The sequence below is a fragment of the Simkania sp. genome, from assembly GCF_965215465.1.
In the GTDB taxonomy this organism is placed as follows: Bacteria; Chlamydiota; Chlamydiia; order Chlamydiales; family Simkaniaceae; genus Simkania.
The window spans coordinates 2,336,867-2,351,055 of record NZ_OZ244056.1 but is presented as its reverse complement, the minus strand read 5'-3'; the positions used below and the strand labels follow the sequence as shown (position 1 = coordinate 2,351,055).

Here is a 14,189-nt window from a genome sequence, read left to right as displayed (position 1 = left end):
AATAGCAAAAAAATCATACCCTGAGGGCCGATTTTTTACTAGAGAAAGAAAAGAGACTAAGATTCACAGTTCGCTGCAAATGGGACATTCTGAGACTTTGTGAGCGCGGGCGGTGCAGTACTCGCGTCCAAAAAAGATGATTTGCAAATGCAACTTGCGCCATGAGGCTTTGGGAAAAAGAGCTTTCAAATCCTTTTCAGTTTGTTGGACGTTTTTGCCTGAGCTCAACCCCCATCTTTTGGCGCAGCGATGGATGTGTGTATCGACCGGAAAGGCCGGTTGTTTAAACGCCTGAGCAACTACAACAGATGCTGTTTTATGTCCTACGCCCGGTAATTGCTCTAACTCTTCCAGCTCTTTAGGCACGCGACTTCCATACTCTTCGACGAGGATTTCTGAGAGCTTTTTGATGTTTTTTGCTTTGGTAGGAGAGAGTCCACAAGGTTTAATAATTGCTTGGATCGTTTGTACGGAGAGGGCTGCCATTGCTTTCGGCGTTGAGGCTTTAGCGAAGAGCTTGGGTGTAACTTCATTGACCCGTTTATCAGTGCAGCGGGCAGAAAGAAGGACGGCTATTAAAAGGGTGTAGACACTTGTGTGTTTAAGAGGAATAGGAGTTTTGGGAAAGTGATGATTGAGCGTTTTTTGGACGAATGCAGCGCGCTGTTTTTTGTTCATTTTCCGACGCAGAATTTTGAGAAGATGGCACTTAAGATATCTTCAGTAATGTTGACACCAATAATAGTGCCAAGTTCTTTTAAAGCCAATCGGATATCTGAGGTGAGAAACTCAGGTGAGAGCTGCTGCTCTAGCCCAGATGCGACGTTTTGAGTGGCTTGAATGGCGCGTTCTAAACTTTGGAAATGGCGCTCATTTGTCAAAACCACTTCTTCTTTCGAAGGGGGGCCGCTTTTCCAAACAATTTGATGCACAGCCTCTTTAAGCTGATCCAGTCCTTCGTAGTTTTTAGCGGAGACTTCTACTGCATCAAAGGGGAGGTTGGGAAGCTGATCAACGGGCTTTAAATCTGTTTTGTTCCAAACGACAAGTGTTTGTCTTTTGGGCAGTGTTGCCGTTAGGTCTGTATCGATCGAGGGGTTGGAGATGTCAACCACGAGTAAAATGAGGTCGGCTTCTTTGGCGGCTGCCACAGAACGTCTGACTCCTTCCCGCTCGACAACTTCTTCTGTGTCGCGGATGCCAGCGGTGTCGAGGAGGCGAAAGTTGAGGCCGGCCAGTTCGATGTCTTCTTCGAGAATATCGCGTGTGGTTCCAGGAATATCTGTGACAATGGCGCGATCTTTTCCAACAATGGCATTCATGAGTGACGACTTTCCCACATTTGGGGCGCCGAGGAGGCAAATGGAAAGGCCGGTTTGCAGCCGTTTTCCATCATGGAAGGTGGCTAGGAGGTGCTGCATTTTTTCTATAATGGCTGTGAGCATGGCAAGCATCTCTTCATGGGATGCAAACTCAAGCCCTTCTTCGGGGAAATCAACCCAAGCTTCTAAAATGGCAGTGATGTCGGTGAGCTTTTCCTGAAAAGCTGCGATGGTTTTGAAGAGTTTTCCTTGAAGCTGGTTTTCTGCAGCTTGCATTGCGAGGGAGTTTTTCGAAGCGATCACTTGTTGGACTGCTTCGGCTTTTGTCAGGTCAATTTTTCCATTTTGGAAGGCTTTACAAGTGAACTCTCCTGGAAGGGCGGCTCTTGCTCCTGAGCGGAGAGCTGCTTTGAGCACTTTTTGGGTGATCAAGGTGCCGCCATGGCAGTGGATTTCAACGGTGTCTTCTCCAGTATAGGAGCGGGGAGTGCGCATCACGACAGCAAGTCCCTCGTCGATAAATGCGCCATTTTCATCGAGGATATTTCCAAAGTGGACGGTGTGGGTTTTGTATGAGTGAATGGAGCCGGAGAAAATTTTATCAGCTACGTCCAGAGCTTCATCACCCGAGATCCGGATGACAGCAATGCCTCCCTCACCAGGTGGGGTAGCGACAGCTGCGATTGTTTGACCTTTTTCGTAGGTGCGGAGCGTAAATTCCATGAAGAAAGTTTAGCACATCGCCCCATTTAGCCGATGGGCAAAAAATGATTATATATGTTGCACGAGAAACTTGAGTTGGTTCACTGTCTCAGCTTTTTTGAGAGCGTCCACAAGTCTTGTTGAAGTGTTTTTTTCACTTTCTTTGCGCTTTTAGCTAGTTTACTGAAATTAGCTGTAGATTTATTTGGAGAGCTGAGTTTCTGACTCCCTGCAATAAGTAATGTAAATTTGAAAAATCTGTTCAATGACATCGGGATCTATTTTATAGTTTTGAGCAAGCTCACCAAGCTTTTTTATCTCTTCTGCTTCTCGTTTTGGCTCATAAACTGGAATGTTATGCTGTTTTTTATAAGTGGCGACTTGCTTGACCACTTGATAACGAAGAGCAAAGAGGGAAACGATATTTTGGTCGATGATATCTAGCTCTTTTCGTAGGAGGTCTAAATTAACGATTTCTTCTGCAGAGATAGACCCCATCGATAGAAGAAGGAATAGAATGAATTTTCTCATAGTTATCCTGCCTTGTACTTTCACAAGGCAGGATGTAACATAAATAGGAATTACTTGATATATTGCACGAGAAACTTGAGGTGTTCCACTGACTCAGCTTTTTTGAGAGCGTCTACAAGTCCTGTTGGATCGTCTTTTTCGATCTTCTTAGCTTGTTTAACCAATTTATTGAAATCAGCTGCAGAAAGCTCAAGCTTTGACGAGTAGCAAATACTTAAAACAATCCACTGAAGCTCCTTAAGGCCCAATTTTTTGAGGTTTTCATCTGTTTCAAGGTCGTCTGCTTCTTTAAGGGGGGCCATAGGCGACAAGTTCACAGTAGTCAAGATACGATTGACTTTTCCTTTCAACCACTCAAGGCCCTCATATTCTTTAGGATCGCTATGAACGAAAATGTTATCTGTAATGTTATCTGTTGGATGGAATTCCTTTAAGTAAGGATTGTCTTTACTGCGAATCTCTTTAGGTGGCTCGAGTTTTAGGACCCACATTCCAGCAAAAATCTCTTTTTGCGAATTTTCATCGAGCTTCGTGATTTTTGAGTGTTGTCCTGATGTAAAGAATAATTTCCGCCTCCAGAAAAATCGTATAGATCTTCTGCTGCTGTTGGTTTCACATAAGGTGTATCAATTGCCTTAAAAAGGTTTGCAACTTGGGTCGTCATAATTTTCCTTTAATTTGTGATAATTTTTTTTGAAAATCAGGGAAATTATAAAAAACAACGATTTTTAATGCACGAATAATTCTGGTTGAGGAAATTTTTTTGCTGTTTGTTTGCGTGTTCTTAAATAAAAAAAATTTAAAGTTATGCTATGCCTTTTAAGGCACAACTAATGAGTTCACTCAATGGGGGAGGAGAATCAAATTGTGTCAGAGCCTGTTGAACGGCCTTTTGGGCTTGGAGGGTGTTGTAGCCAAGGTTCATGAGGGCGTTCATGGCATCTTGGTTCAAATTATCTTTACCTTTTATGGGGATAGAAGGAGCGACGTGTTTGAGCTTTTTATGAATTTTATCGCGCATTTCGACAATGAGTCTTTCGGCTGTCTTTTTTCCGATGCCTGGAATTTTGGAGAGGAGGTTGACATTGGCGTGGGTAATCGCAGACTCCAAATCAGAATGATCGAGGTGGCCAATGAGGGCAAGGGCCGTTTTAGGGCCAATGCCTGAAACATCGCTAACCATTTCAAAGAGGTCTCTTTCTTCACGAGAAAGGAACCCAAAGTGACGGTGTGAATCTTCCCGGATGACTGTTGAGATGTAGAGAAGAATTTCTTCGCCGATTTGGGGCAGATTTGAGTAGGTACTAAGGGGAATGAAGAGGCCGTGTCCGATTCCATTGACGTCTATGACAGCCTTGTTCGGTGTCATATCAACTAAAACTCCTTTAATGTACTCCAGCATGATCAAATCCTTGTGATATTGTGTGAATGGCAAATCGCTAAAGCAAGGGCATCGGCGGCATCTTCAGGATGGGGCACTTCAGGCAAATTGAGCAAGGCTTGAATCATCCGGCCGACTTGCTCTTTGGTTGCATTGCCCGTTCCAACGACGGCAATTTTTGCTTTTTTAGGAGCATACTCGAAAACCGGAATTTTTCGCTGCGTTCCAGCTAAAATAGCTACTCCTTTAGCCATGCCGAGTTTGAGTGCGCTTTGGGGGTTTTTGCTGACGTATTGACTTTCGATAGAGATGGCATCAATCGTGTGTGATTCGAGCAGGTGAACGATGGCTTCGTGGATGATGAGTTGTCTATCGAACAGGGGGAGTTTTGGAGGGGGGCGGATCGCTCCGTAATCTAAGGGCTCGTGAGTCGTGAGATCGGTTTTGACGATGCCGTAGCCTGTGATCCGGGTTCCGGGATCGATCCCTAGAATAGTGTAGATCTTTTTTCGAGTGCTCATAGATTTAATTATGATCAGTTTTGGGTAAATATTCAAATATGTTAGGCTGGAGGGCATGAAAAAATTGCAGCCGAAAAATATTATCGTTCGGATGCCAAACTGGATCGGCGATCTCGTGATGGCAACTCCGATTTTGGCAGATTTACGCGCAGCATTTCCAGATGCATCGATCACTGCCATGGTTTATGAAAAAATCGGAACGTTGCTCGAAGCAGATCCTGCAGTTGATGAACTCTTCCTCTTTTCACGTGCAAAGGGAATGATCCGGCGTATTCGACAAAGGAATATTGTCGAGAAACTACGCGATGGAAAATACGATCTCGGCTTGCTTCTCACGAACTCCTTTTCTTCTGCTTGGCGTTTTTGGCAAGGAGGTGTGAAAAATAAGGTCGGTTTTAGCGCAGATGGAAGAGCTTTTTTACTCGATCAAGCAGTTCCATTTCCCAAAGAAAGAAAAACGCAACACCTGGTGCTCACTTATAAAGCCTTACTGGAGCACATTGGCATTCCTCGCTCTGAAACAGCTCCGCGACTTTTTCTAGAAGAAGAAGAGGCTGAGGCAGCATGGGACCTTGTCAAGCGGTTTGACATTCCAGCAGAAGCGAAGCTGATCGGGATCAATCCAGGTGCAGCATATGGATCTGCTAAGTGTTGGCTTCCTGAAAGATTTCGAGAAGTGGCGCAGCGATTGATCGATGAAGATCCCGCGCACGTTGTTCTCTTTTTTGGTGATATGTCGCACAAGAAACTGATCAATGAGATTTGCACTGGACTTCCAGCTCGTGCTGTGAATTTAGCAGGGCAAACAGACTTACGCTCACTCATGGCCCTCATTTCGATTTGCTCTGTCTTTTTAACCAATGATAGTGGGCCGATGCACATTGCCGATAGCTTGGATGTTCCCCTTGTAGCGCTTTTTGGATCGACCGATCCAGTTGCGACGGGGCCTTATCGTCATAGCCAAGCAGTCATGCAAAAGAAAGTGCCTTGTTCTCCGTGTTTCAAGAGAGTTTGTCCGATTGACTTCCCATGTATGAAAGGATTGACGGTAGAAGATGTTTTCAAACGGGTTCTCGATACACTTCATCAAAACGAGCAGGTGACATGCTAAAAAAAATCATCGGTGCTATCCGTCCTAATCCTTTTGATCAGCTGTTAAAGAAAGCGGCAAGTGAAAACCAAAGTCGTTTTCTCGTGATTTGGAATCGGGGATTGGGTGATATCCCTCTTGGGCTTTATGCTCTTGTTTATCGGATTCGCTCGTTCATTCCTCATGCGTCTGTCACGTTTTTGACACGGCCTGATTTAGCACCAGGATTTCAAATGCTGGAAAACGTACATATCTTGCCCTGTGATCATTGGGAACGAGGAAAACTGATTGATATCACGGAAAGTTTAGCTGAGCACCAACTGACACCTGATGTTTTTGATGTGATTTTAGAAAATCCCGATCCCACAAGATGGCTGAAGTGGCAGCTTGGCACATTGACCCCCAAGTTGCAATGGCGGGAGGAGTGGGATGCACTTGCTGAAAAGTACCAACTTCAGAAAGGGGAAACCTATATAGGGGTTCATGTTGATACAGAAACTGGTGGTTACTACAAGTATGAAAAAAATTGGCCACTTTCTTACTGGCAGGAACTGTTTACTCGTATTCAAGAGAAGCACAAAGGAAAAGTGATTCTTTTTGGAATGGAAAAAGACCGCTCTTTTCTGATGGATCACATTGTCGATTTGCGTGGAGAAACCACGGTTTTTGAGATGCTTTCTGTGATTAAAAATTACTGCAGCTACTTGGTTGTGCCTGACTCGGGAGTTCTTTCGATCGCTTATTATGTTGATAGTGACTTTCCCGTTCGTGTCGTGTCTCTATGGGCTGATCCGCGTCAGGGAGTTTTGCGCCAAAAGGTCGACTCACCAAACCCTCATTTTAAACATATTCCCTTAATAGGAAAAGATGACAATGTTGCCAATATATCTCCTGAATCAGCCTTCGGAGCACTATTCAATCCCGAGGAACATGAACAAGCATCCCCTTGCTGAAGTGAAACAGATTTTGCAGCAAAGCCCTGCAGCAAGCCCCCATGATTTTTCACCAGTTGCGAGTGAGCGTGTGGTGCGTGAGTTAGCACTTTCTCATGACTTTGAAAAAATGGGAGTCTTAATCCTTGCGGGTGGTCAAGGAACCCGACTTGGATTTGAAGGCCCTAAAGGATGTTTTGAACTTCCACTCGAAGAAAAGAAAAGCATTTTTCAGATCCACTTTGAAAGAATCAAATCCAAAGGGACCAACTTATCGGTTGCCATCATGACCTCTCCCCTCAATCATGAAGCAACCTTGGCCTACCTCCAAGCAAATGATTACTTTGGGCTGTCTCCTTCGCAGGTCGATCTCTATCAGCAAGAATTGATTCCGATGTGTGATGATCAGGGCTATCTGTTTTATGAAGCGCCTGACAAAATTGCGGAGGCTCCAGCTGGAAACGGGAAGGCTTTGTTTCATCTCTACGGCACACCTATTTGGGAAAAATGGCGTCAAAAGGGAGTCGAGTATATTCAAGTCGTTCCTGTTGATAATCCCTTGGCTGAACCGTTTGATGGAGAGCTTTTAGCTTGTCACGTAGAAGACCATCTCGATCTCGCACTGAAATGCATTGAGCGGGTCAACCCTGAGGAGAAGCTGGGAGTGATTGTTGAAAAGCAAGGCAAATTGATGATTCGTGAGTACAGTGAAGTGTCTGATTCCGTCAGAATGGGACGCAGCGGTGAGCGACTCACCTACAACTTGGGAAATTCGGGGCTATTCTCTTGCTCGATGGATTACATTGAGCGACTGATAGAAGGGGCCTTTGAGATGCCTTGGCATTTGGCACATAAAAAGGGAAAACGACTGATTTCGACTCCGGATGGGTGGAAAACCGAAGAGGCTTGGATCTGGAAGTTTGAAACTTTTATTTTTGATATCTTCCCCTATGCGGACTCCTTTAGGGTCATTGTGGGCGATCGCAAAAAATGTTTTGCCCCTTTAAAAAATCTTTCAGGGCCTGACAACCCTCAGATTGTCGCCGATGCCATTGTGAATGCGCTCATTAGCGAAAAAAGCTGATACAAGGTATAAAGTACCATTTATCAAAAATAACTTAGTGAATCTAGCTTGACCTTTTCGGGTAAAATTTAGTTTTCGATCTCGCTAACCAACTTGTGGCTCAAGCTCTTCTCCAAACATCATTTTTTCCTCGAAAATCTCCGTGCTATGCCTGTAATTTATTTTCGTAAATGGTATAATAAATATAAAAAAATTTTTAAGGGTTTGCATGAAAATTGCTTATTTAGGGGCCGGTGCCTGGGGATTTTGTTTAGCGAATCTCCTAGCAGGAAAAGGTTATGATGTCTTTTTATGGACGGGGAATCTCAGTTTGGCAGAAGTTCTCAAGCGAGGGGATACCCATCCTAAGCTTAGAGACCATAAGGCCGAAGAAAATCTCTATTTAACGACCGATCTACAAGAAGCTCTCGAAGATGCCGATTTCATTATCGAATCGGTGACTTCAAAGGGGCTTCGTCCAGTTCTTGAAATGGTCAAAGAGACTGGCTTGACAGGACCTCCACTGATTTTGACCTCGAAGGGGATCGAGCAGAATACTTGCCTCCTGATGTCTGAAGTGGCGATTGAGGTTTTGGGTGAAGATTATAAGAATCGGATTGGGACCATCTCTGGACCGAGTTTGGCCAATGAAGTCATGCAAAAGCTGCCCACCTCTGTAGTGGCGGCGGCTTATAACCCCAACTTAGCTCTCCAAATCGTGGATCTTTTCTCAACACCCTTCTTTCGCGTCTATCCTAATGATGATGTGCCTGGAGTTTCGTTTGGTGGTGCCATGAAAAACATCATCGCGATTGCATGCGCCATTGCCGATGGGCTCGGGTTTGGAGAAAACACCAAAGCCGCACTTATGACACGCGGGCTGCATGAAATCCGCAAACTCTCGATTGTCAAGGGATGCCGTCCCGAAACCCTGAGCGGCCTGTCGGGCATGGGCGATCTTTGCGCAACTTGTCTTTCCACTTTAAGCCGCAATTATATATTTGGTAAGTTATTGGCAGAAGGGTTGACCCCAGAGGAAGCTCGGGAAAAAATTGGAATGGTTGTGGAAGGTGCTTACACATGTGTTTCAGCGCTTCAACTCAGCCGAAAAGCCAATGTTCCTGTGCCGATTACAGAAGCTGTTTACTCGATTATTTACGAGGGGCTCAACTCAAAAGAAGCTGTCGAAGCCTTATTAACTAGAGCTGTCAAGCAAGAGCATTTGTGAGTCTTGAAGGATATAAAGTCATTACCGCAAGGGAAATGGCGCGCATCGAGAAGCTTAGCATTCAACAGGGAGCTTCCGATGAAGGATACATGTTGCAAGCCGGCGCCGGCATTGCCGAGCGCGTCGCTTTATTTATTCAAGAAAAGCGACTTCAAAAGCGAGTCACCCTCCTCGTAGGAAAAGGAAATAATGGGGGAGATGCCTTTGTTGTAGGGACCTTGCTCTTGAAAAAAGGGTACACCGTCCAAGCGTATCATCTTTTTCCCACCGAAGAATCCAGCCCCCTTTGTCAAAAGCACAAGCAAGCGTTTACAGATGCCGGAGGTCTTGTATTTTTCCCAAAAAAAGCGTCTGAAATTTCCTGCAGGGGAGTCTTACTAGACGGACTTTTAGGAACCGGCTTTCAAGGAAAACTAGAAGGAATCCTTCTCGACACAGTGAAGCATGTGAATCGAAGCAAGCAGCCGAAACTCGCGATCGACATTCCTTCTGGAGTGAATGGGAATACAGGTGAAGTCAATCCCGTGGCCATTGATGCCACAGAAACGATTTATCTTGGCCTTCCCAAAATGGGATTTTTCCTCGGTGAGGGGTACAACCATATTGGAAAACTGTCTTCTGTCGATTTTGGTTTAGAGCTTCGCTATGTGCATCAAGCTTCGGGCATGGCTCACATGCTCAATGAAAAAAGCCTGCCCGATCTACTCCCTGAACTCACCCGCACGCGGCATAAGTACCAAGCCGGGTATATTTTGGCGGTTTCAGGTTCACCAGGTATGCCTGGTGCTGCGATGCTAACGTGTTTGGCAGCCCTACGCACAGGCGCCGGCATCATTCGGCTCTATCATCCCATGGGTATGGAAAATGAACTTTTGCATGCTCCCTACGAAGTTATCCGAACTCCTTATAAGGACGATCCTGCTGCACTGCTTCTCGAAATGTCGCGGGCAGCTGCCATGCTCATTGGCCCTGGTTTAGGTCGCGCAGAAGAGCGGGGCACTTTTCTGAAGTCCTTTATCGATCAAATCACTGTTCCAACAGTCATCGATGCCGACGGACTGTTTCATTTGAAGGGGATGTTTGCCAAGCTTACCTTCCCATGTGTTCTCACTCCTCATCATCGAGAGATGCTTCAGCTGCTTGGAAAGGAGCAGTTCGACGACATGTTTGAGGAATGCCAAAAATTTGCCCTGGATAATGATGTCACTCTGGTCTTGAAAGGGGCTCCGACGTTTATCTTTCATGGGGACAAGCCTCCACTGATCATTGCCCGCGGTGACCCAGGCATGGCTACTGCAGGAACTGGCGATGTCCTAACCGGAATGATTGCAGCTCTTCTTGCTCAAAAGCTTCCTCCTCGCAAAGCAGCAGCTCTCGGAGTGTACATGCATGCACGAGCAGGCGAGTGTGTTGCCGAGAAAAACACCTCGTATGATCTCATTGCTTCTGATCTATTAAATGCTCTACCTCAGGTGTTTAAAGAGCTTTCTTAGTTTGAAAAGCAGTCCTTTTCGTTTAAAAAGAGAAGAATGTCAGTGAAAATCAAAAAAAATTTTAAAAATAAAATAGTAACAGCTTAAAATAACTGCTTTGCTTGATGCAAAATTATGCATTGACTAAACTTTCTTATGATTTTTTTATCATATTCTTAAAAGAGGGAAAACAGCTCATGTCTTCTACATCTAGAGTGAGTAAATACTTTTATGATATCAGAGTAGCCGAGCGTTGTCGGGCTGATTATCAGCAATCAAAGTCAGCATTCGAACAAGGCAAACTTGAAGGAATGCCTCAATGGCAACGCACTTTTTTTAATCGCGGAGCCGATTATTTTCTGAAGCGTTTACCTATCAGTCAATGTACTCCCTTACCACGTGATTGTGATGATTTTTTGCATATTCCTGAAATATCTGAAGAGGAAAGAGCTCTTATGGTTTTTGCGAGAGTCCACTACGACTCTCAAAGTATCATTGAGAGGCTAACAGACAAGGAAACTTCTGGGCACTTCTTTTGTTCAGAAAGTGAGCCTCAACCTCAATATATATTTAATTACTCTCTTCTCTTAGAAGCGCTTGTGATTCCAGCTGTTTTTAACGCTTTTGAGGCGCATAATGTGCACTGTGAAAGAGAGTGTATTCAAAGTAGCTTTGGTCATACGATGACACAGCTAAAATTTACAAAGACCCTAAAACCTTCTTCAATAAAAAAGGCGAAAAAGCCGGCTTGTAAGCGAGAAATGCATGGTTTCTCTAATAGTTTTTCATCAAAAGTTAGAAAATGAAAATAGGCCTCAACACGGAATGAAGCGGACTCAGAGAGCATAGTTTTTAACTTGCATGTTGTACAGAGCAGCGTATTCGCCGTTTTTCTGGAGGAGCTTTTCGTGTGTGCCGTCTTCGATGATCTCTCCTTGTTTCATGACAAGGATGCGGTCTGCCATGGAGACTGATCCTAGACGGTGGGTGATGAGAAGGGAGGTTTTTCCTTTGGAAAGTTGTGAAAACGAGTGAAACACTTCGCGTTCGCTACGTGCATCAAGAGAGGCTGTGGGCTCGTCTAAAATGAGGAAGTTTGCAGGGCGCATGAAAGCGCGAGAAACGGCAATCTTTTGCCATTCGCCCCCAGAAAGCGTTGTCCCACCAAACGGTTTTCCTAAAAGCGTATCGTACCCTTTATTAAAATGAACGGCGTGAAGTCCGCCTTGCTGTGCAGCTTTTTCAATCAGCGACGTGTCTTGCATTTGTTTCCAATTGCCAATCCCAATGTTTTCCCGAATGGTCATGGGATATTCAGCAAAGTCTTGCAACACACAGCTCATGTGCTCATACCACCAAGGCAAGTCGAGCTCTTTTAAATCTGTGCCGTCCACTTTGATCATGCCTTGATTGGGATCGTAAAAGCGGCAAAGCAATTTCACAAGTGTAGATTTTCCCGCACCATTTTCCCCTACTAAAGCAATGGTTTCACCGGCTTTGAGTTTAAGGTTAATATTTTTCAAAACAGGTGTGTCTTTGTGATAAGCAAAGTTGACGTTTTCAAACGTGATGTCACCATGAATTTTCGAGAGTGTTTTGGTTTTGCGTGGGACAAAAAGGTGGCTTTTTGTTTTCTGCATGAAGTCGCGGAACTTGTCGAAAAAGGAGTAGACTTGAGCAAACATTCCGAGATTTTGTGTGATGAGGCCAATGGTTCGCTGCACTGTAATGAGTCCTTGAACGGCCATCACCACTTCGCTACTTTTCATCAGACCACTCATCGCATGGGAAATCACGAGATAGAAAATGAGAAAGTCCTCTAAAATGCTTGGCAAAGAAAGAAGAAGAAAGCGAGAAAAAAGCGCTTGCCGCTTTTGACTCATTTGGTGCTGAAAGTCTTTAGAAATCGCTTGGTACTTTTTGATGAGAAAGTCGCCAAATCCAAACAGGCGAATTTCTTTTGCAGCGCGTAAATCCAGTGTTTGTTGTGAAAGCGCGGACATTTGTTGCGACTCAGGGCTACGCAGTAAGGCATAATCCCACGCTTGTTTTTCCCGCCACATGGTGGAAATGGCGTGAGGCAGTGCTGCAATAAGAATTAGGACAGGGAGCCACCAAATCGCTGTAGAAAGTAAAATAAGAACAGACACGAGCCCAATCCATTCACGCACACCGCTTGTCAAAATGTAAATCAAGTTAATGGGGCGGTAGCGCACTTCGTCTCTGAGCTGTTTGAGCTCGCTGGCAGATTGTTTGTTTTCTAAAAAACCGAGTCCTTTGATGTCATTGGCTTTTCTCATGAGGAGAATATTGAAATGGGCGAGAATTTTTTCATTCACGCGTAAGCGCAAGAAGGATAGGACAGGTTCAAATAGGGTTTCAGCAAAGAGAACGACAGCCCAAAGGGCAAAGATAAACCAAGGAAAGGGGGTGATGTGATTGGTCAGAAAGTGGATGGTTTCGCGAAAAGTGATGAGCGTGAGTGCGGGAATGAGTCCTTGAATGGCAAGGCATAGCGCGAGCAGGAGAGTTTCTTTAGGGGCAGATTGCCACAGGAGTTTAAGCGAGTAGCCAATGACTTTAGCTTGCTTTAGCAGGTTCGCATTTAAAAGTTTCTTTCGCATAATCTAAGTGCTCTTCAACGAGTTCGATAGCTTTTCTTCCTAAGTCTATTTGTAAATTTTGCTTAATTTGTTCAGTTGCTGTTTCCTGAAAGAAGTTTTCGTATGGGGTGTTGTTTCCATCATAAAGGGTTGTGTCATTGGGGAAGTGGTAGAAGTAGGGAATGTTTCCCTGGAGAAGGTCTGCAACTTCATAGCTCAGGTAAGGAGTGTCGGGTAGTTTATCTTTGATAAGTTTTTCTGCATTTTGCTTATCTTTTCCTGCATCGGGTTGCTGAATCCGTCGGAGGAGATAGGTGTAGTTCACTGTATGGTGCATGAGGGTGCGAGCTTCGATTTGTGCGAGAGCTTCCCACCATTGTTTATCTGCTAAGATGTTAACTGAGGCTTTTTTGATTGCTTGATAGCCATATGCCAATCCCCTTAAGAACTCTTCTTTGAAATCTTGTGCGGAAAAATACTCTTCTCCAATGTATGGAAGATTATCTAAAATTCCTTCGCGATAACCATGAAATTCCACTTGCAGAGAGTCTGTTCGATCTTCATGAACATGTGGATATAGGAAGTGGTAGGTCTCTTGGTTTTTGGCTTGAAAAGCTGAGTGGTAGAATTTTCTTTTGCTATTAGGAGCTGTTTTTTGGAGCAGACCTGTTGAAAAGATCGTTTTCGATGGCAGTGCTGTTTGTTGGTAACTTTGAAAAAGTGTTTCACAATCGATGAGGATGGGATAGGGACCTGAAGCAATAAGATTCTCGAAGTGACCGTCAGAAAAGTTTAAGACATCGGCAATTGCAAGTAGGGTTCCAGCGCGCGCAAAGTAGGTCTGAACTTCTTCTTTTGAGTGACAAGGTGTATGCTTTTGAAACTCTATCCAACCATAATTTTTTTCGGATAATACTCTAGGGCTTTTTAATTGATAGGATGGCTCTAAATTTAAATGGTCAATGAAACGACTTAAGAGTTTTTCTGGCTTTAAGTCACGCGGTTTATACACCCATTGCGTCTTGTCAGAAAAAGTTAGCAAAAGAGCTTGTTGTCCTCGGTGGATATCAGAATGTGAAATGAGATCTATTGCTGTGATTTTCGAAAAGGATTGCATTGCAGTTGTGCGGTCAATTGCACGCTTGAGGTTGTTAAAGGCGCTTTTAATGACTTGATCTAGTTGGGAAAAAAGAAAAGGGTACCGTTTGGGAAGTTCGAGTGCAAGCTGTGTAAATTGGTCATTTTGAATAAAAAAACTGTGATAACGCTCTGCAGATGTACTTCCTTTAAGGAGGCCTGAGTTTTTAGCAAGCTCCAGTTCATGAGCGATTGTAGGCAGCAAAA

At 44.4% G+C, this 14,189-nt stretch carries 15 protein-coding genes; 6 read left to right on the top strand and 9 right to left on the bottom strand.

The window, feature by feature from the left end; translation table 11 throughout:
- Positions 1 to 63: 63 nt before the first annotated feature.
- From nth to ruvC, 7 genes are all read right to left on the bottom strand, one after another.
- Positions 64 to 678: an endonuclease III gene (nth, locus tag ACOOFG_RS11005; RefSeq protein ID WP_420421520.1), complete on the bottom strand. Its 615-nt coding sequence runs from the start codon at positions 676 to 678 to the stop codon at positions 64 to 66.
- Positions 675 to 2,045, bottom strand: coding sequence for a tRNA uridine-5-carboxymethylaminomethyl(34) synthesis GTPase MnmE (mnmE, locus tag ACOOFG_RS11000; RefSeq protein ID WP_420421519.1), 1,371 nt, complete (start codon positions 2,043 to 2,045; stop codon positions 675 to 677). Before mnmE ends, nth begins: the two co-directional genes overlap by 4 nt.
- Positions 2,046 to 2,225: 180 nt before the next feature.
- Positions 2,226 to 2,555 carry a chorismate mutase gene (locus ACOOFG_RS10995; RefSeq protein WP_420421518.1) on the bottom strand — a complete coding sequence of 110 codons (330 nt, stop codon included), beginning with the start codon at positions 2,553 to 2,555 and terminating at the stop codon, positions 2,226 to 2,228.
- A 50-nt stretch (positions 2,556 to 2,605) separates the two neighbouring features.
- Positions 2,606 to 3,046 carry a hypothetical protein gene (locus ACOOFG_RS10990; RefSeq protein WP_420421517.1) on the bottom strand — a complete coding sequence of 147 codons (441 nt, stop codon included), beginning with the start codon at positions 3,044 to 3,046 and terminating at the stop codon, positions 2,606 to 2,608.
- Positions 3,034 to 3,219 carry a hypothetical protein gene (locus tag ACOOFG_RS10985; protein WP_420421516.1) on the bottom strand — a complete coding sequence of 62 codons (186 nt, stop codon included), beginning with the start codon at positions 3,217 to 3,219 and terminating at the stop codon, positions 3,034 to 3,036. The genes ACOOFG_RS10990 and ACOOFG_RS10985 overlap by 13 nt, the downstream gene beginning before the upstream one ends.
- Positions 3,220 to 3,360: 141 nt before the next feature.
- Positions 3,361 to 3,957, bottom strand: coding sequence for a Holliday junction branch migration protein RuvA (gene ruvA, locus ACOOFG_RS10980; RefSeq protein WP_420421515.1), 597 nt, complete (start codon positions 3,955 to 3,957; stop codon positions 3,361 to 3,363).
- A gap of 2 nt (positions 3,958 to 3,959) precedes the next feature.
- On the bottom strand, positions 3,960 to 4,457 hold the full coding sequence (ruvC, locus tag ACOOFG_RS10975) for a crossover junction endodeoxyribonuclease RuvC (RefSeq protein ID WP_420421514.1): 498 nt from the start codon (positions 4,455 to 4,457) through the stop codon (positions 3,960 to 3,962).
- Positions 4,458 to 4,512: 55 nt separating this feature from the next.
- Between ruvC and waaF the strand changes: the two genes are divergently transcribed.
- From waaF to ACOOFG_RS10945, 6 genes are all read left to right on the top strand, one after another.
- The gene (gene waaF, locus ACOOFG_RS10970) at positions 4,513 to 5,568 is read left to right on the top strand and encodes a lipopolysaccharide heptosyltransferase II (protein WP_420421513.1); all 1,056 of its coding nucleotides are present in this window, start codon (positions 4,513 to 4,515) and stop codon (positions 5,566 to 5,568) included.
- Positions 5,562 to 6,500, top strand: a complete 939-nt coding sequence (locus tag ACOOFG_RS10965; RefSeq protein ID WP_420421512.1) for a glycosyltransferase family 9 protein — start codon at positions 5,562 to 5,564, stop codon at positions 6,498 to 6,500. Before waaF ends, ACOOFG_RS10965 begins: the two co-directional genes overlap by 7 nt.
- On the top strand, positions 6,478 to 7,563 hold the full coding sequence (locus ACOOFG_RS10960; RefSeq protein WP_420421511.1) for a UTP--glucose-1-phosphate uridylyltransferase: 1,086 nt from the start codon (positions 6,478 to 6,480) through the stop codon (positions 7,561 to 7,563). Before ACOOFG_RS10965 ends, ACOOFG_RS10960 begins: the two co-directional genes overlap by 23 nt.
- 208 nt (positions 7,564 to 7,771) lie before the next feature.
- The gene (locus ACOOFG_RS10955; protein ID WP_420421510.1) at positions 7,772 to 8,770 is read left to right on the top strand and encodes an NAD(P)H-dependent glycerol-3-phosphate dehydrogenase; all 999 of its coding nucleotides are present in this window, start codon (positions 7,772 to 7,774) and stop codon (positions 8,768 to 8,770) included.
- Entirely contained in the window at positions 8,767 to 10,263 is a 1,497-nt protein-coding gene (locus ACOOFG_RS10950) for an NAD(P)H-hydrate dehydratase (RefSeq protein WP_420421509.1), read from the top strand. Before ACOOFG_RS10955 ends, ACOOFG_RS10950 begins: the two co-directional genes overlap by 4 nt.
- A 104-nt stretch (positions 10,264 to 10,367) precedes the next feature.
- Complete coding sequence (locus ACOOFG_RS10945) at positions 10,368 to 11,048, top strand: hypothetical protein (RefSeq protein WP_420421508.1); 681 nt, start codon at positions 10,368 to 10,370, stop codon at positions 11,046 to 11,048.
- A 30-nt stretch (positions 11,049 to 11,078) separates the two neighbouring features.
- On the opposite strand, the gene ACOOFG_RS10940 is transcribed toward ACOOFG_RS10945, so the two are convergent.
- Positions 11,079 to 12,866, bottom strand: coding sequence for an ABC transporter ATP-binding protein (locus ACOOFG_RS10940; protein ID WP_420421507.1), 1,788 nt, complete (start codon positions 12,864 to 12,866; stop codon positions 11,079 to 11,081).
- Positions 12,823 to 14,187: a DUF4135 domain-containing protein gene (locus ACOOFG_RS10935; RefSeq protein WP_420421506.1), complete on the bottom strand. Its 1,365-nt coding sequence runs from the start codon at positions 14,185 to 14,187 to the stop codon at positions 12,823 to 12,825. Before ACOOFG_RS10935 ends, ACOOFG_RS10940 begins: the two co-directional genes overlap by 44 nt.
- Positions 14,188 to 14,189: the final 2 nt, after the last annotated feature.